Source organism: Desulfatitalea tepidiphila (genome assembly GCF_001293685.1).
Taxonomy (GTDB): Bacteria; Desulfobacterota; Desulfobacteria; order Desulfobacterales; family Desulfosarcinaceae; genus Desulfatitalea; species Desulfatitalea tepidiphila.
This window is the reverse complement of the sequence record NZ_BCAG01000006.1, coordinates 430,678-448,585: the sequence shown is the minus strand read 5'-3', so window position 1 is coordinate 448,585 and position 17,908 is coordinate 430,678. Positions and strand designations below refer to the sequence as shown.

At 58.7% G+C, this 17,908-nt stretch carries 11 protein-coding genes; 6 read left to right on the top strand and 5 right to left on the bottom strand.

Annotated features, from left to right (window positions below; all coding sequences use genetic code 11):
* Nucleotides 1-18 precede the first annotated feature (18 nt).
* From DFT_RS21965 to DFT_RS21950, 4 genes are all read left to right on the top strand, one after another.
* Complete coding sequence (locus tag DFT_RS21965; protein ID WP_054033370.1) at nt 19-507, top strand: MarR family winged helix-turn-helix transcriptional regulator; 489 nt, start codon at nt 19-21, stop codon at nt 505-507.
* A gap of 101 nt (nt 508-608) precedes the next feature.
* Nucleotides 609-1,901 carry an efflux RND transporter periplasmic adaptor subunit gene (locus DFT_RS21960; protein ID WP_054033369.1) on the top strand — a complete coding sequence of 431 codons (1,293 nt, stop codon included), beginning with the start codon at nt 609-611 and terminating at the stop codon, nt 1,899-1,901.
* Nucleotides 1,902-1,925: 24 nt separating this feature from the next.
* Nucleotides 1,926-5,201, top strand: a complete 3,276-nt coding sequence (locus DFT_RS21955) for an efflux RND transporter permease subunit (protein ID WP_076750828.1) — start codon at nt 1,926-1,928, stop codon at nt 5,199-5,201.
* Nucleotides 5,198-6,655, top strand: coding sequence for a TolC family protein (locus DFT_RS21950; RefSeq protein ID WP_054033368.1), 1,458 nt, complete (start codon nt 5,198-5,200; stop codon nt 6,653-6,655). The genes DFT_RS21955 and DFT_RS21950 overlap by 4 nt, the downstream gene beginning before the upstream one ends.
* Nucleotides 6,656-6,790: 135 nt before the next feature.
* On the opposite strand, the gene DFT_RS21945 is transcribed toward DFT_RS21950, so the two are convergent.
* Complete coding sequence (locus DFT_RS21945) at nt 6,791-7,087, bottom strand: antibiotic biosynthesis monooxygenase family protein (RefSeq protein WP_054033367.1); 297 nt, start codon at nt 7,085-7,087, stop codon at nt 6,791-6,793.
* Nucleotides 7,088-7,447: 360 nt separating this feature from the next.
* Between DFT_RS21945 and DFT_RS21935 the strand changes: the two genes are divergently transcribed.
* Both DFT_RS21935 and DFT_RS21930 read left to right on the top strand, forming a co-directional pair.
* A complete protein-coding gene (locus DFT_RS21935; protein ID WP_235506302.1) occupies nt 7,448-8,017 on the top strand; it encodes a flavodoxin family protein in 570 nt (189 codons plus the stop codon).
* Nucleotides 8,018-8,139: 122 nt separating this feature from the next.
* Nucleotides 8,140-9,570, top strand: a complete 1,431-nt coding sequence (locus DFT_RS21930; RefSeq protein WP_054033365.1) for an NAD(P)/FAD-dependent oxidoreductase — start codon at nt 8,140-8,142, stop codon at nt 9,568-9,570.
* A gap of 1 nt (nt 9,571) precedes the next feature.
* Here the strand turns inward: DFT_RS21930 and DFT_RS21925 are convergent, their stop codons facing one another.
* The 4 genes from DFT_RS21925 to DFT_RS21910 all read right to left on the bottom strand — a co-directional run bounded on the left by DFT_RS21925 (nt 9,572) and on the right by DFT_RS21910 (nt 17,907).
* Nucleotides 9,572-12,190 carry a histidine kinase N-terminal 7TM domain-containing protein gene (locus DFT_RS21925; protein ID WP_054033364.1) on the bottom strand — a complete coding sequence of 873 codons (2,619 nt, stop codon included), beginning with the start codon at nt 12,188-12,190 and terminating at the stop codon, nt 9,572-9,574.
* A 224-nt stretch (nt 12,191-12,414) separates the two neighbouring features.
* Nucleotides 12,415-14,349, bottom strand: coding sequence for a molecular chaperone HtpG (htpG, locus tag DFT_RS21920; protein WP_054033363.1), 1,935 nt, complete (start codon nt 14,347-14,349; stop codon nt 12,415-12,417).
* A 257-nt stretch (nt 14,350-14,606) separates the two neighbouring features.
* Entirely contained in the window at nt 14,607-16,058 is a 1,452-nt protein-coding gene (locus DFT_RS21915) for a sigma-54-dependent transcriptional regulator (protein WP_054033362.1), read from the bottom strand.
* Nucleotides 16,036-17,907 (bottom strand): sensor histidine kinase, encoded by a 1,872-nt coding sequence (locus DFT_RS21910; RefSeq protein ID WP_054033361.1) that lies wholly within the window; start codon nt 17,905-17,907, stop codon nt 16,036-16,038. Before DFT_RS21910 ends, DFT_RS21915 begins: the two co-directional genes overlap by 23 nt.
* Nucleotide 17,908: the final 1 nt, after the last annotated feature.

The following is a 17,908-nucleotide window of genomic DNA, read 5'->3' as shown; positions in this document are numbered from 1 at the left end:
TAAATAATGGGTGACATGATGAATGATTCCGATCAGCTGGAACAGGCCCGGTTCATTTATACCACCGGCCGGCTGATCCACGAACGGATCCTCAGGGTCCACAGCCGCCATCTGGCGGCCCGGGCCGGGGCCATCGGCAGCGAATTGTCGGTGGCCCAGCTGAACATGATCGCCATTCTCAGCCAGCAGGGCCCCCTTTCCATTGGCGGGCTGGCCGACCAGTTGGGGACTACGGCCCCTTCGGCATCGGCCATGGTGGATCGCCTGGTGGAAAAGGGCGTGTTGCTGCGGGAGCAGAGCAGCGAGGATCGCCGAAAGGTGGCGGTGCGGATTTCACCTGAGGCCGTCAAGGAGATCTCCGCCGTGGAAGAGAGCCTTTTTCGGTTATTCCGGGGATTGGTGGAAAAATTGGATCCCGACACGACCCGGAAATGGTGTGAGGTCCTGGCCGCCATCCAAAAGGTGATCATGGACGACGAGGCTTATGGATCGGGCATGGCCGGCTGATGTGCGGCATGCCGGTTATGATGGATAACGGGAAGTGTCGAAGAGGTGATGTTTTGAGTCATGATGCAGCCCCACATTCCCAGGTGGTTCGCCAGCGTTATATGTTGCGGATTGTTCTTTGCACGGTGATCGTGCTGGCCGGTATCTCCGGATTCATCGCCCTGGCCAGCCTGAAAAAGCCGCCGGCCGAGGTTCTGGAGGGCGAGCGGCCGCTGAAAGTCAAGGTGGAGAAGATCCAGGCGGCTTCGATCCCGGTGACGATCACGGGATACGGCCAGGTGCGCACCGTTACGGCGGTCCATATCTCGGCCGAGGTGGCGGGTCAGGTGGTGGCCGTGCATCCCAGGTTGCGGGTCGGCGAGCGCATCGTGGCCGACGAAGTTTTGTTCCGCATCGACGATCGCAATTATGCCGCCGCCGTTGCCCAGGGGATGGCGGAGGTGGATCAATTGGCCGGCGTAGTGGCACGGCTGGAAAAACAGGCCCGGATCGACGCCCAGCGGCTCAGGACCCTGGAGCGCAACCGGGAATTGGCCGGCGCGGAGTTTCAGCGGGTGAGCAATTTGTTCGACGAGCACCAGGTCGGAACGCGGTCGAGCGTGGACCGGGCCGAACAGGCCTACAATACGGCCGTGGACCAGGCCGATCAGATGGCCCAGGCCGTGGCCCTCTATCCGATCCGCATCCAGGAGGCCGGCAGCACGCTGGCGGCCGCCCGGGCAAGGTTGCAGCTGGCGCACGCCAACCTGGCGCGTTGCGAGGTCCGCGCTCCCTTCGACTGCCGTTTGACCCTGGCCGCCGTGGAACAGGGACAGTATGTTTCTCCCGGGCCGCCGCTTTTGACCCTGGCCGACGATCGCCTGCTGGAGATTCAGGTGCCTTTGGACAGCCGGGATGTGCGTCAATGGATGCGTTTTGCCCCGGCATCCGAGCCGGTCAACCAGGCCTGGTTCGGTCAACCCGAAACGGTGGCGTGCCGCATTCGCTGGAGCGAGGACAAGGCGGGGCATGCATGGCACGGCCGTTTGCACCGCATCGTGGCCTACGATGAGAAGACACGCACGATTACAGTGGCGGTGCGCATCGCGGCAGCCGATGCCGTGGCGGGCAATGGGGACCTGCCCCTGGTCGAAGGGATGTTCTGCTCCGTGGAAATACCCGGCCGGACGCTGCCCCAGGCCTTCAGAGTGCCCCGGTCGGCGGTAAGTTTTAAGGATACCGTATTCGTTGCTATGGACGGACGGCTCAAGACCGTGGCGGTGCAGGTGGCCCGGCTCGATGGTGATCACGCATACATCACCGGCGGCCTGAACGAAGGCGATGCGGTCATCGTCACCCGCCTGGTCGATCCACTGGAGAATAGCATGCTTGAAGTACTGAACGATCGCTCCTAGTGAGTTTCCATAGGAAGATTTTCGATGAAACATTTTCTGGCATCCTTTGCTCGTAATACCGTTTTCGCAAACATCATGCTGGTGCTCATGCTGGCCGCCGGCGGACTGACCACCTGCTCGATGACCCGCGAAAATTTCCCCGAATTTTCCCTGGACATGATTTTGATCACCGTGCCTTTTCCAGGTGCCGATCCTGAAGAGGTGGAAGAGGGGGTGAGCCGCAAGATCGAGGAGGCCCTGGAAGGGCTCGAGGGCATCAAGCTGATCGAAACCCACTCGGCCGAGAACGTGAGCACCACCCGCATCGAGGTCTTGGAGAATTATGAGATCGAAACGGTGCTGGACGAGGTGCGCACCAAGATCAACGCCATCTCCAATTTCCCCGTGGATGCCGAAAAGCCGGTGATCGAAGAGATGAGTGTGCTCGATCCGGTGGTCCTGCTATATCTTTCTGCCGACATGTCCGAGCGGCGAATCAAGGAGTGGGCCGAGCTGTTCAAGGACGAATTGCAGCTGCTGCCTGAAATTTCACGGGTCAGCGTCTTCGGCACCCGGGATTACGAAATCGGCATAGAAGTGTCCGAGGAGCGCCTGCGGCGATATGGCCTCTCTTTCGATCAGGTCGCCGCAGCCGTACGGCGCAGCAACCTCAACATGGGTGGCGGCACCATCCGCACCCAGGGCGAGGAGATCCGTTTGCGCACCATGGGGCGCCGTTATACCGACAAGGAGCTGGCCGATATCGTGGTATTGGCACTTCCCGACGGGCAGATCATCACCTTGGACCGCCTGGCCGACATCAAAGACGACTTCAGCGAGGATCCCATCGCCGCTACAATCAACGGCGAACCGGCCGTGATCCTCATGGTTTTCAAGACCACCGAAGAGGATGCCCTGGCCATCTCCAGGGCGGTGCAGGATTTCGTGGCCCGGCGGCAGGCGCAGCTGCCGGCAAGTGTCAGCCTGAAGGTACTCTACGACAATACCGACATGCTCCAGTCGCGCATCGACCTGATGCTCAAAAACGGCTTCATCGGCATGTTCATCGTCTTTGTGCTGCTTTACATTTTTCTCAGCGCCCGACTTTCGCTCTGGGCCGGCATGGGTATCCCCATCTCCATTGCCGGGGCGATGGTGATCTTATGGGCAATGGGCGGCACCATCAACATGATCTCCCTGTTCGGGTTTATCATGGTGCTGGGTATTGTGGTGGACGACGCCATCGTCGTGGGCGAGGCGATCTATGTACACCGCAAAAACGGCGAGCCACCGCTGCAGGCGGCGGTGGAGGGGGTCAGCGAGGTGGGCATGCCGGTGGTGGCGGCCGTCCTGACCACCATCGTCGCATTTCTGCCGTTGCTCTATGTGGGCGGCATCATGGGCAAGTTCATCGCCATCATGCCGGTGGTGGTGATCGCCTGCCTGGCGGTGTCGCTGATCGAATGCATGTTTTTGCTGCCTGCCCATCTGAGCGATCTACCCGATCCCAACCAGGCCGATGGCCGGCCCCATCCCGTCGTGCGGCAGTTCGAACGCCTCCAAAAGGGCACGGCCAACGGCATGGAGTGGTTTGTCGATCGGGTGTATACCCCCTTTTTAAAAAAGGCCCTCTTCTGGCGCTACATCTCTCTTTCCACGGCCATCGCCATTTTGTTCCTCAGTCTCGGCCTGGTGGTCGGCGGCCTCCTCAAGTTCGAGGTGCTGCCCGATATCGACGGCTTCATCATGACTGCTACTGTGGAATATCCCAGCGGCACGCCTGCCGAAGTCACCGCCGATGCTCTGGGGCACATCGAGGCGGCCTTGCTGCGCCTGCAGGAGAAGATCCCGACCCTTTCCGGCGAGCCGCTCATCGAGGATCGCCTCAGTCTGGTGGGTCAGACCCTCGAGGACATTCCGCGCAACGGCCCCCACTTGGGGTCGGTGCAGGCCATTTTGCTCGATTCCGAGCGCAGGGGGATGCATGCCAAAAGGCTCATGTCCCTGTGGGAGCAGGAGATCGGTCCCATCCCGGGGATCAAGTCCCTGACATTTGCCGGCCTGAGTGCCGGTCCGCCCGGAGATCCCATCGAGGTTTGGATTCAGGGCCACCAGATGCCGGATATCCTGGACGCTTCCGAAGCGTTGATGGCGCGGCTCCGAAAGTTCGACGGCGTCTATCAGACCCGCTCCGATTTTTCCCCGGGCAAGAACGAGATCCGCCTTTCGCTCAAACCCGAAGCCCACACCCTGGGTCTCACTGTGGACGACCTCGCCCGCCAGATCCATGCCGGCTATTTCGGGTACGAGGCCCTGAGGCTGCAGCGCGGTCGGGATGATGTGCGCGTCAAGGTCCGTTACACGGCCGACGAACGGAGCCGGCTGTCGGATCTGGCCCAGGTGCGGATTCGCACGGCTGACGGGCTTGAGGTGCCCCTCAATTCGGTGGCCGAGTTGACCCATGCCCCGGGTTATGCCACTATCAACCGGGCCGACGGAATGCGCAGGGTCACAGTGAGCGCCGCGGTAGACAGTTCCAGGGCCAACGCCAACGAGATTATTGCGGAGTTGAATCACTCTTTTTTTCCACAACTGATGTACCAGTATCCGGGTGTGCGGGTGGCCCTTCAGGGAGAACAAAAAAAGATGCGCGAGGCTTTCACGCCCCTCGGCATCGGTTATCCCATGGCCTTGCTGGGGATTTTCGTGGTTATTGCCACCATGTTTCGTTCCTATCTGCAGCCGTTCGTCATCATGTTTACCGTGCCGTTCGGGATCATCGGCGCCGTCTTCGGTCACCTGCTCATGGGCTATGACCTGTCGATGATGAGCGCCTTTGGTATGGTGGCGCTCACCGGCGTGGTGGTCAACGATGCCATCGTGATGATCGAACGCGTCAACGAGAACCTGGCCGAGGGCATGCCCTTTTTCGACGCGATCATCGCCGGTGGGGCACGCCGCTTCCGAGCCGTTTTCCTCACCACGGTGAGCACCGTGGGCGGGTTGGCGCCGCTGATCCTGGAGACCGATTTCCAGGCCAGATTCCTGATTCCCATGGCCCTGGCCCTTGCTGCTGGCGTTGCGTTCGCCACGGCGTTGACCCTGGTGATGATCCCGAGCCTGTTGGCCATTCTCAATGATCTGCGTCGCGTGGTACGGCGATGGCAAACCGGGCAGTGGCCGAGTCGCGAGGCGGTCGAGCCGGCGGCCGGTCGCCGAATCGGCGATCCAATGGCCTCGTCGATGCCGGGGCAGGCGCCATCTTCTGCCGTATCACATTTTAACCTTCCGGCCAGGCCGGACCAGGAGTATGGGGTATGACTTCACTGTTGTATCGAACGCTGTTATCTATCTTGTCCGCGATGGGCCTGTGCGCGATGGGGCTGTTGGCCGTAGCGCCCGTCTGCTCGGCCGTAGAAGGGGTGCCGACAGGCGATCCGACCGAAGCGCTGAAGGAGATTCGGGTTCTGGACCTCCGGACCGCCGCGCAAATTGCACTGGCCGGCAACCCTTCCCTGGCGGCGGCGCAGGCCCGGGTGATGCAGGCGGGTCAGGTCGTCCGGCAGGCCCAGGCTCCCTATTGGCCCCAGATCGATGCCAAGGCCGGGGCTGTCCGCATGGATCTTTCGGAAAGAGAGCTCGACAACCAGCGGCTGTCATACGATTTGATCCGGGGATTGTATCCACCGGGAACCGTTCCGACCTTTGACAGTGTATACAGCAATCCCGAAGAGTACTACTCAGCCGGCCTGTCGGCCACCTGGCTTCTGTTCGACGGTCTGGCCCGTGAGTTCACCCTGGCGGCGGCCCGTTACGGGGAAAAGGCCAGCCAGGCGGCCCGGGACGATGTCGAGCGGCTGCTGCTGTCCGCAGTTACGATCGCCTATCTACAGTCCCAGCTGGCGTTGGAGAATGTCAAGATCGCCAACGAAGACGAGCGCTTCAACCAGCGCCAGCTCGTCGAGGCGCGTCTGCGATACGAGGTGGGCACCGGGGCCTTGAGCGACGTGCTCAATTTCGAAGTGCGCGTCAATGCAGCCAAGAGCGCCCGCATCCAGGAGGAGCGCGGCTACCGCGCCGGTCTGGCCAGCCTGGCCGCTCTGTTGGGACTGCCCCAGGGGCGCTTGCCCGGGCATGTGGGCCTGGCCGAACTGGCGCCGACCACACCGCCGGAACTGGCCGAGCCCGACGGCCCCGGGTCGGTGGCACTGGCCCTGAGCCTGCGGCCCGATTTGAAACGCTTCGATTGGATCGTGCAGCAGGCCGACGCAGGGGTAAAAACAGCCCGGGCCGGATACTACCCGACCCTCGCCCTTACCGCCAGCTATGATGGCGAACGCAGCGAAGATTTCGATTTCGAGAGTGAAGATTTCGGCAACTCCGTCGGCGTGGGGCTGACCTGGAACCTGTTTGCCGGCGGCCTGACGCGGGCGCGCACCAGCGAAGCCAGGGCGCGCCTTTACGAGACCGAGAAGCTGCGCGGCGACGCCCAGGTGCAGGTGGCGTCGGAAATCGAAAAGATCATCGCCGAGATCGAGTCGGCCCAAGGCGTGCTCCGTCTCCAGGAGTCCAATACGGCCCTGGTGCAGCAGCAGCGGGACCTCGTGGAGAAAGAGTACCGTGCGGGCGTGGGCTCGCTGGTGCGCCTGAACCAGGCCCAGCGCGATTTGAATGTGTCACAATCACAGCTCGCCCAGGCCCGGGTGGCCCTGCGGGTGTCCTGGTACAATCTGCAGACGGCCACCGGTCAGATTATAGAAACCTTCAAGAATTGATAAAACCGCAAAAAGCCGCAGAGGCGTCATCCCGGCGAACGCCGGGATGACGGAAAAAACGAATTTCGGACGTTTTACGGTGCCGTTAAAAATTGACGGTTTCGCGAAAGTCCGAAATTCAACGATTCGGCGGTCCTATTCACTGAACCCATAGTGGTAGATTTCATATTTGGTCTGGCCGCCCAGGAGGGCATCGATTTTTTGTTGAATCTGCTGCCGCTCAGTGCTTTCAAGCCATTTGATCCAGTCCTGTGAAGATTGCCAGCTGCTGATGACCAGGAATTCTTCGGAGTTGTTCAGGTTCCGCAGCGTTTCGCCCGAAATGTAGCCATCCTGATTCATGGCCAGGGAACGCATCTGCCTGAACAGGGGAATCATCTCGCGCGCTTTGCTTTCCGGTACGACTCGTTTGATCAGGGCTTTTACTGCCATACGAACCTCCTTAAGGATTAGGGGTTGTTGGACACGGCCTCGGCGGGGCGCGCAGCAGGAGACGGTCAGGTGGTGCGGGAGCGGAGAAAGTTCAACAGGGTGATTGCGGTATCGGCCGTAATGCTCCCCGTTTCAACGAGGATGCATGGTGCGGTATGCATGGCACCACTATATGTGCAGGCCGTGGTTCAAGTCAAAGGCAATTTTACCACCCGGGCCGCTGCGGACCGATTCCGGGATCCCTTCAATCGACCCCGTTCGTCTGAAGATGCATAACTTTGCTTGATATGCGCGTCCGGAGCCATTAGATTGATATCGGTTTCAGGAACGGCATCGGATCCGATTCCCGGGATGACCGGAATGGCGATCGTAGCGGTGCAGCAAGCGGCCCGCGGCCGCCGATTGAAAGCCAAGGAGAAAAAAATGCAGATACTCGTACTTTTCTATTCCAAGGGTGGCAATACGCGCCGTTTGGCAGAAGCCGTTGCAGAGGGGGCCGGTCAAGTGGATGGCGTTCAGGTCCTGTTGCGTCACACCGATGAGGTGAGCCGCGAGGATTTCGTACAGAGCATGGCGGTCATCGCCGGATCACCCGTCTATTTCGGCACCATGGCGGCGCCGTTGAAGAAGGTATTCGATGACTACGTCGGGGTGCGCAGGCGTATGGAGAACAAGATCGGTGCGGCCTTTGCCACTTCGGGAGATCCCACCGGTGGCAAGGAGACCACTTTGATGTCAATTCTCCAGGCCCTGCTGATCTACGGCATGGTCATTGTGGGTGATCCGCTGTCGGCCACCGGTCATTATGGGGTGGCCTGCGTGGGGGCGCCGGATAGCGGGACCAGTGAAAACGCAAAAAAGATGGGCCGCCGCGTGTCCGAACTGGCCAAGTTGATCAGCGACAACGGGATGGTGGGCGTCACTAAATAGGGCCGATCCCCAAATGGCCTGTTTGTGGGCGGCCACTGAATATCTCCCCCTCCGCCTCGTCCACCTCATACAGGTCAGCCCTGCGCCATTTCAGATTCACCCCAGACAGAAAGGAGCGCCACTTGCCCTCTGCGGATTCGTCACAGACATCCCGATTCGATGTGATCATTGTCGGAGCGGGGCCGGCCGGTCTGTTTGCCGCCTATTGGCTGTGCGAGCACTCGGATTTGAAGGTGCTCATGGTGGATAAGGGCAAACCGCCGGAACGGCGCCAATGCCCGATGAAGACGACAGGAGAGTGCCGCCACTGCAAGCCATGCAATGTTCTGTGCGGTCTTGGCGGGGCCGGACTCTTTTCGGATGGCAAGCTCAATTACATCGAAAAGCTGGGCAAGACCGACCTGACCCAGTTCATGAGCCGGTCGGCGGCCCAAACGTTGATCGGGGAGACCGAAACGATCTTCAACCGGTTCGGCATGGACGGCCCCGTCTTTCCCACGGATATGGCCGCGGCCCAGCAGATCCGCAAGGCCGCCAAGCGCTTCGGCATCGATCTGATGATCATCAAGCAGAAGCACCTGGGCAGTGACCGCTTGCCCGCGCATATCGCCGGCATGGTGGATCACCTGCGCGCCAGGGGGGTGGTGATTCACAGCTCCGAGGAGGTGCGCGAGATACAGGTGGACCACGGGCGGGTCGTCGGTATCGCGACCCAACGCAAGGCCTACCATGCCCCATATGTCATTCTGGCGCCCGGTCGCGCCGGGGCCGATTGGATGGGGCGGGTGGCCGCCCAATTCGACCTGGGGGTTCAGCAGCGCGGTATCGAGGTGGGTGTCAGGGTGGAAGTGCACAACGATATTCTGCATGATCTGTGCGAAATCATTTACGATCCGACCTTTTTCATCCAAACGGCCAAGTACGACGACCAGACCCGTACCTTTTGCACCAATCAGGGCGGTTACGTGGCCCTGGAAAACTACAGCCGCTTTGTTTGCGTCAACGGCCATGCCTATCAGGAGCGTAAGTCGGAAAACACCAATTTTGCTTTTTTGTCCAAGGTGGTGCTCACCGAGCCGGTGACCGACAATCAGGCTTACGGTGAGGCGATCGGGCAGTTGGCGACGCTCATCGGCGGCGGTCGACCGATCCTGCAGCGCTTCGGGGATCTGAAGCGCGGTCGCCGCAGCACCTGGCATCGTATCGAAAAGGGTTATATCCGTCCGACTCTGACCAATGTGGTTTGCGGGGACATTGCCATGGCCCTGCCCGAACGGATACTGACCAACCTCATCGAAGGCCTGGAACAGCTCAACCGGGTGGTCGCCGGCGTTTCCAACGACGAAACCTTGTTATACGCTCCCGAAATCAAGTTTTTCGCCACCCAGGTGGAGACCGATGCGCATCTGGAAACCAAGGTTCACGGACTCTATGTCGCCGGCGATGGACCGGGCGTGGCCGGCAATATCGTTTCGGCCGCCGCCACAGGATTGATGCCGGCCAAGGCCATCTTAACGAAGTCGGGATTGGATGGGGGAGGCCAGGAGGATTAGATTAGTGCGGGTTCGGGCGGTCGCCATGCACCATGGGGTTTTCGGGCGCCGCACAGGTGGGGGGCACACCGAGGACGCAGGCGAAGGCCGAGACCATTTCATCGAGGGTAAACGGCTTCTTGAGAAAAAAGTGCCGCCCCTGTTCCAGGATTTTTTTGGAGCGATCGTCCATTTCTGAACCACTGGCAATGATCACCTTAAGGTTTGGGTTCAAGGCAGAGAGGGCCGTGAACACTTCATATCCATCCATTTCGGGCATGATCATATCCAGAATGACCACATCGATGACATCGGACCTGGCTTCATAGATGCGTATCGCCTCTTGACCGCTCGTGGAGAGGAGGGCCTTGAATCCAAGGCCTTCGACCAATTCACCGACATATTCCAGAATCACCGCCTCATCGTCCACCACCAGGACGTTTCTGCCGTTGCTGCCGATGAGCGGTACGGGCGTCTTTTCCCTGGGTTTGGGTAACGCGTCGCCGGCGGCCGGAAAAAGCAGCAGAAAAGTGGCGCCTTCACCCAGGCCGGAAGCAACCCGGATGTGGCCGTGATGGCTCTTGACGACACCGTAGACCGAGGCCAGGCCCAGTCCGGTACCGCGTCCAATCTCCTTGGTGGTGAAAAATGGCTCGAATATGCGTTTGATCGTGGTTTCATCCATGCCGATACCCGTATCGGCGATCCTGATTTCGATATAGGGCCCTGGGCTCAGTTCGCCCCACTGCTCCTTCAACTCCTCGTCCAGGAGCCTGCGGGTGGCGACGGTCAACTCTCCGCTGTTGGGCATGGCATCCACGGCGTTGATGAAGAGATTGAGAAGCACCACCTCCATCTGCCCCTGGTCGGCATTCAAGATCGGCGGTCGTGCCTCCAGATGACGATGAATACGGATTTTCTTGTTGGTCCGCTGAACCACGTTCAGGGTATCCTCGATCAACTGATGTAAATCGACGGGACGAATGACCGACTGTCCCTTGCGGGCATATCCGAGCAGTTGGCGGGTGAGCGAGGCGCCGGATTGGATCTGGTCCTCGATCCGCCTGAGTTTCTCGCGTGCCAGGGCGTCGTTGCCGGCTTCTATCCGCAGCAGCGAGACGTTGGCCTGCATGCCCATAAGAATGTTGTTGAAATCGTGGGCGATGCCGCCGGCCAGGGTGCCGATCGCCTCCATTTTCTGCGACTGCATCAACTGGGATTGCAGGCGGGTTTCTTCGGTGGTGTCCTTGGCAATACCGATGAAGCCGGTGATGCGCCCCTCCTGATCGGAGTTGACCGATGCCGTGAAGTCGAAAATGTGCATTTCCCCGGATTCGCTCTGAACCCGTACACTGCTTTCCGCCATGGTTTGCTTGCCGCTCATCAGGCGCTGGTAGATCTGGTTGCAGCGCCGACGCTCCTCATCGTTGATAAAATCGGTGAAAGGGCGGCCTTCAACGGCATCCTTGGCATGGCCCAGGATTTTTTCCCATGTGGGATTGACGTAGGTGATGATCCCGGCGACGTCGAGGATGACGATGATGACCGGCGCATTTTCGCTGAGCGATTTAAAGCGCTCTTCGCTGCGGCGCAGTGCCTCCTGGGCGGCCATGGCCTCCGTGATGTCCCTGAGGATCACCAGGTGACCGGTTAGTTTTTCGTTTTCGCGCAACATCGATGCGTCGACCTCGAGGAACCGCCGTACCCCGTTGTATTGGATCGAAACAGTGGCCGGCGGTCCCGATTTTTGTGGATCGCTGGGCAGGGTCATTTCAGGTAACCAGGAGATGATCTGGTCCACATCCCGACCGATGACATCGGCTTGCCGCACTTCGGCCAGTTGCGCGGCGGCTGAATTCATATCGAGAACACGACGATGGGTATCGATGACGATAACGCCGTCCCGCATGTTCTGAATGACAAAATCGCGTGCAATGGGAACGATATCGAGCAGTCGATAGCGGATGATGCCCCACATGATGGCCAGACCGCTGATGCTGAAGGCAAAGGGGGTCAGGTCGAGACGGGGGAAAGGATGGGCTCCGGTGAGGAACAGGACGTTGCACAGCCAGGGTGCACCGGCCGCAATCAACAGCGAAATGACCTGGCTGCGGTAAATGCGTTGGGCATCCATCAGGGATTTGGCGATGAAGGCAAATCCCATGAACAGCAATGCATAGGAATAGGCGGTGTGAATCCAGAACCAGATGCCGAATTTTCGTGAAATGAGATAAAAATCACCGTCGCGAAAGGAGGTCATACTCTGAAACATCAGATGATGAAGCCCGTTGGTGGCCACCAATACCACGGTCACCAACGGAATTGCGGCCAGCCAGAACAGGTGTCCCAATTTCAGGGCGCGGATCCGATTGGCATAATAGAGGCTGAAGATGAACCATGCCACCGGGACGATGGCAATGAAGAGATACTTCAGGTCCCCGCTGAATACTTTAGTTTGATGATCATACGAGGCGACTTCGAAGATCGTCAATAAGGCCCACATGGCCACGGACACCATGAGGGCCCCAAAGGCGTGATTGCCCAAGGTCGGGCGGTTTTTAAGCGCCGCAATGGCGAGAATCGTCGAAATACCTACCGCTGCCAGCAGCAAAAGCGTGTACGGTTGATCGAAAAAGGGCATTGGGCTTTAATTCACTGTTCAGAACAATGCATCATCCGTCCGACACCGGTGGCCGTGAACACTCTGCACGGTTGGCCTTTTTGCACCGGGTCAAGCGGCAAGAATGGGTGTCGGGTTCCGTTTGCGTTCGATGTTTCATGTATAAAGGGTATCGGGTTTTGTCAAACGTAAAAGCCGGCGCTGCCCATTCCCCAGCGCCGGCTTTTACATTAAAAAATAATTGCTTAGTCTATAGCCTGGCTCATCACCGTACTCACCAGGCGCGAGAATCGGCCCGGGTCGTCGAGTTTGCCGCCTTCGGCGATGACGGCCAGGTCGTAGAGCATCTGACTATAATCTTTCAATACGGCATTGTCGCGGTCGTTTTCATACACGGCTTTGATCTTGGCCATTACCGGATGGTCCATGTTGAGTTCCAGCACCCGTTTGACCTCCGGCGGCTTCTGCCCGGCCGCGCGCATCAGTTTCTCCATGTAGGCGCTCATGTCGTAGTCTTCGCCGGAGAGGCAGGCCACCGACTCCTTGAGGCGGTCCGAGGCCTTGACCTCTTTGACCTTGGCTTCGAGCTGGCCCTTGATGAAACCGAAGAGGGCCTTGAACTCCTCCTTTTTGGCCTCTTCGACCTTGTCCAGCGCCAGATCACCCTTTTCCGCGCTTTTGAACGGCTTGCCGTCATATTCGGTCAGGGCCTGCATGGCCCACTCGTCCACCGGATCGGCCATGAGCAGCACTTCGTAGGATTTGTCCTTGAGCTTTTCCAGCAACGGGCTGTTGATCAACGCGTTGAGGTCGTCGCCGGTGATGTAGTAGATCTCTTTCTGGTCGGGCTGCATCCGCTTGATATATTCGTCGAGGGAGACCCACTTGCCTTCGGACCGGGTGGTCTTGTACCTCGCCAGCGATGCGATTGTATTCCGTTTGTTGGTGTCGGTATAAATGCCTTCCTTGAGAACGGCGCCGAACTCCTCGTAAAATTTTTCATAGTCCTCGGCCGACATGTCGGTGAGCAGGTCCAGTACCTTCTTGACCAGATTGTTGCGGATATTCATCACCAGCCGGTCCTGCTGCAGGATCTCGCGGCTCACGTTGAGGTTCAGATCCGGGGCGTCCACCACCCCTTTCACGAAACGCAGGTATTCGGGCACCAGTTCCTTACAGTCGTCCATGATGAAGACCCGCTTGCAGTAGAGCTGAACACCGTGTTTGCGTTCGGGCTGAAAAAGGTCGAAAGGCGCCTTTGAGGGGATGTAAAGCAGCATGTCGTACTCGGTGGTGCCTTCGAGCTTCATATGCAGCCGGGCCAGGGGCGGGTTCCAGTCGTGGGCCAGGTGCTTGTAGAACTCCTCGTGGGTCTTGTCGTCGACCTCGTCCTTGGGTTGGGCCCAGATGGCCTTCATGGAGTTGATGGTCTCTTCTTCGACCACGCGCCGTTTGGTCTCGCCGATGGGCTTGCCGTCCTTGTCCTTGATGATCGCCTCGTCGGGCAGGGGCACCTCTTTTTCCACGTCCATCACGATGGGGTAGGCGACGTAATCGGAGTGCTGCTTGATGATCCTGCGGATCTGCCACTGATCGGTAAAATCGGGCTCATCCTTGTCCGCCTGCTTCAGGTGCAAGGTGATGGTGGTGCCGCGCTTGTCCTTTTCGGTGGCCTCGATATCGAAACTGCCGTCGCCGCTGGACTCCCAGCGCACGGCCTGATCTTTTGGCGCGCCGGCCGCGCGGGTGACCAAGGTGATTTTTTCGGCCACCATAAAGGCGCTGTAGAAACCGACGCCGAATTGGCCGATGAGCTCGGGGGTGAGCATTTCGGCGCTCTGGGCCTGCTTGAGCATCTCCATGAAACCAGCCGTTCCGCTCTTGGCGATGGTGCCGATGTTCTCCATGACCTCGTCAAAGGTCATGCCGATGCCGTTGTCGCTGACCTCGAGAGTCCGGGCGATGCCATCGGTCTTGATTTTGATTTTGAATTCGGCGTCGTCGGCCAGCAGCTCCAGCTCGGTCTGGGACTTGAAGCGCAGCTTGTCGATGGCATCCGATGCGTTGGAGATCAGTTCCCGCAGGAAGATCTCCTTGTTGGAATAGAGGGAATTGATGATGAGGTTGAGAACCTGACGAACTTCGGTCTTGAACTGGTGGGTCTGTCGTTTGCTTTCCATACCGACTCCTCTTCGACTCCTTTCATGAAATGATCTTGATCCGGAAATTCGTCTTAATAATGGGTGAAAAAACGCGATTGTCAACCGGGTATCGGCGCTGTCAGCGATTCTATCTGACTGTTATTCATTAGACCCGGCGTGGCTGGAGCAGATGTCCGATGCCACACGCCAAGCGGTCAAGTGACGGTAAAATGCTCGGCGGGCATATCTGAAGTTCGATCCTATGGGTTGGTCCTAAATGCCGTATGGTCTAAGGGTTAGGCCTGGCGGGAGTCTTTTCGCTGATATTTTTTGAGGCGGTGACGCAGCGTGTTGCGGCTGATGCCCAGCATTCGGGCCGCCCGGACCTGGTTGTTGCCGCATGCTTCCAGGGCTTTCAAAATGATCGTTTCTTCCACCATATCGATGACGTTGGCATGGACCCCTTCTTCCGACAGGCGAAGGATATCCGGCAACACGTCCTGCAGCTTCTCCTTCAGGCGCGCCATCAGTTGGTCGCGATCGGCGATTTGCGCCGAGTGGGCTTGGGGAAATGCCTGCAATTCGATATGATCTTCGGTGATAATGTCGCCGGCGCACAGAATCACGGCCCGCCGGATGCAGTTTTCCAGTTCGCGCACGTTGCCCGGCCACGGATAGGCGCGGAACAGCTCCAGGACCTCTTCGGATACGAGCCGGATGGGTTTGGCATATTCCCGGCTGAACCGAAGGACAAAGCAATCCACCAATTCCGCGATATCCTCCATGCGTTTTCGCAAAGGGGGCAGGTGGATGGTGATCACCTTCAATCGCCAGTACAGATCTTCGCGGAAACGGCCGTTTTGGACCTCCTGGGCCAGTTCCTTGTTGGTGGCTGCAATGATGCGGGCATCCACCTTGAGGGTCTCCTTGCCGCCGACCCTTTCGAATTCGCCTTCCTGCAGCACGCGCAGCAGTTTGGCCTGCAGGGCCATGGACATGTCGCCGATTTCGTCCAGGAAGCAGGTGCCGCCGTCACATCGTTCGATCTTGCCGATCTTGGTGCGTTGAGCCCCGGTGAAGGCGCCGGGTTCATAGCCGAAGAGCTCGCTCTCAAAGAGATGTTCGGGGATCGCCGCGCAATTGATGGCCATGAAGGGGTTGTCTTTTCGCCGGCTGTGATGGTAAATCGCTCGGGCGACCAGTTCCTTGCCCGTACCGCTCTCCCCGCTGATCAGCACGGAAACATCCTTTTCTGCGATCTGGCCGATGATTTTGTAAACCGCCTGCATGGTCCTGCTGCGGCCCACAATTCTCAAGGCGCCTTTTGGGGCACTGGATGCATCGGCGGTGGCCGGATCGGGCAGGCAGACCACCTCTTTCATCTGCCGGTTGAGTTCCAGTGCCTCGGCTACGATGCGGCTGAGTTCGTCTCGCTCGAACGGTTTGTTCAAGTAGTCGTAGGCCCCCCGCTTCATGGCCTCGATGGCCGTATCCGTGTTGCCATAGGCGGTCATGATCACGACCGGCGTTTTTACCTGGGCGCTCTTAATCTCCTTCAAGATGTCCAGGCCGTTTTGTCCGGGCATCTTGTAGTCCAGCAGAATCAGATCGAAGGGTTCCCTGGCGATGGTTTCCAGCGCCGTGCGGCCGTTCAGGCAACTGGTGACATCATACCCCTTGCGCTTGAAAAAGCGGCTTAAAAAGTGATTCAGGCCTTCGTCGTCGTCAATGAGCAGAATCTTTTCCATAGGCTTCCGGTGTTGGGGCGGTGATGGGTAAAAACAGTGAAAACACGGTACCGCCGACCTGGTTGCAGACCCGGATTTCACCGCCATGACGCTTGATGGTATTGAGGACCATAGGGAGTCCCAGGCCGGTTCCTGCCGCTTTGGTGGTGAAAAACGGATCGAAAATCAGGTCGAGCTGTTGATCGGCAATCCCCTGGCCCGAATCCGAGATATCGATTCGGATACAGGAACGCAAGCCCCCTTCCGCTTCGAAGGTGTCCCGTGCCGCCGATACGGCAATGCGGCCGTGATCGGGCATGGCCTCCAGGGCGTTGATGAACAGGTTGATCAGGGCCTCTTCGAGCAACTTCTGGTCCGCGTCAATAGGGGGCAACGCCTCCTCGACATCAATCTTAATCGTACACTCCTGTTTGTTGGCCAGCGGCTTGATGATCGATACCACGTCGGTGATCAAGCGCCCGACGTCGAGTCGCGTAAAGAACATATCCTTGGGCTTGGTAAATTCGAGTAGACGGTTGATGGCCGCTTCAATGCGTGCGATTTGTCCCATGGCCACCGTAAAATCTTCGGCGTATTCAGGCGAAATTTCGATTTCGGCTTCGACCGACTCCAAGAAGAGCTTGAGCGAGGTGAGGGGCGTACGGATTTCATGGGCCACGGCGGCGCCCAGACGTCCCAGCGCGGCAAACTTTTCCGATCGTTCGGCGATGAGCTGGAACTGTTTGAGGGTGTGGCCGGTCTCTTTCAGTTCGGCCTCCTTGAGGTTGAACTGATGTTCCAGGTTGTCCTGCCGCTCCCGGATCTTGAGCGCCATGTCGGTGAACGCCCGGCACAGGAGGCCGATTTCGTCCTGGCGGTTGGTTCGGGCGTCGGGTATGTCGCCGATATCTTCATCCGCATTGGCCAGGGTCTGGGCCGAACGGCTGAGCGCCCGGATCGGACGCACCACGTGGAAGGAAATCACCCAGGTCAGTAACAATGCGCTGCTGGCGGCCAGCAAAAGGGTCAAATAGACTTGGTTTTTCAGTTTTTCCACACTTTGGAAGGCCTCTTCGCGGTCCTGCTCGACGACGATGTACCAGTCTGTGCCGCCCACCTTCTGAGAGGTGCCCAGCACCTCGATGTTGCGGTAGTCCAGATAGGTGTCGTCAATGCGGTCCCGGTTTCCGAAGATGTTTTTGAAGCTCGCCGATTGGGAGATGTTTTCGGACAAAATCCGACGCGGCTCCTTGTGGACGAGAAAGCGTCCTTCGTTGTCCACGAGATAACATTCGCCGGTTTGGCCCAGAGAGACACGCAAAATGGTGTTGATGATGCTGTGGGTGCCGACAGTGCCGTAGACCATGCCGAGGCGTCGATTCAGATGGAAAATCGGGGCGGCGATGTAAAAAATGGATTCCTTTTCTTCGGACAGGTAGCTGATGTTGGACATGAAGAGCCCATCCCGGCCGCCGGAATGGTTGCGGATAAAATCAATTGCGGAATAGGGGCCCTCGGTGCTGACGATCATCTCGTCGTCGGCGGAAACGACCGTTATGTTCCTGTAAACCCCGTAGTGTTCTTGAATGAGCGCCAGGTAGGGGACGATGGCCGTCGGATCCATACTTTTGAGGATCGATGTGCCGGCGATGACTTGCAGATCCTGTTTGCGTTCGTCCAGCCATCTTTCCAGGATCGCGGCTTTATCGGCCGCGACATTTTCCAGCTGGCGCAGCACCAGCCGCTTGATCAGCGCTTCGGTGGTGTCGATGGAAAAGGCACCGATGACGATCAGTGGGCCGATGGCCAGGGTGAGAAACAGGAACACCAGTTTGGCTTTCAGCGTGAGTATGGTTTCGATGAACCTCAAT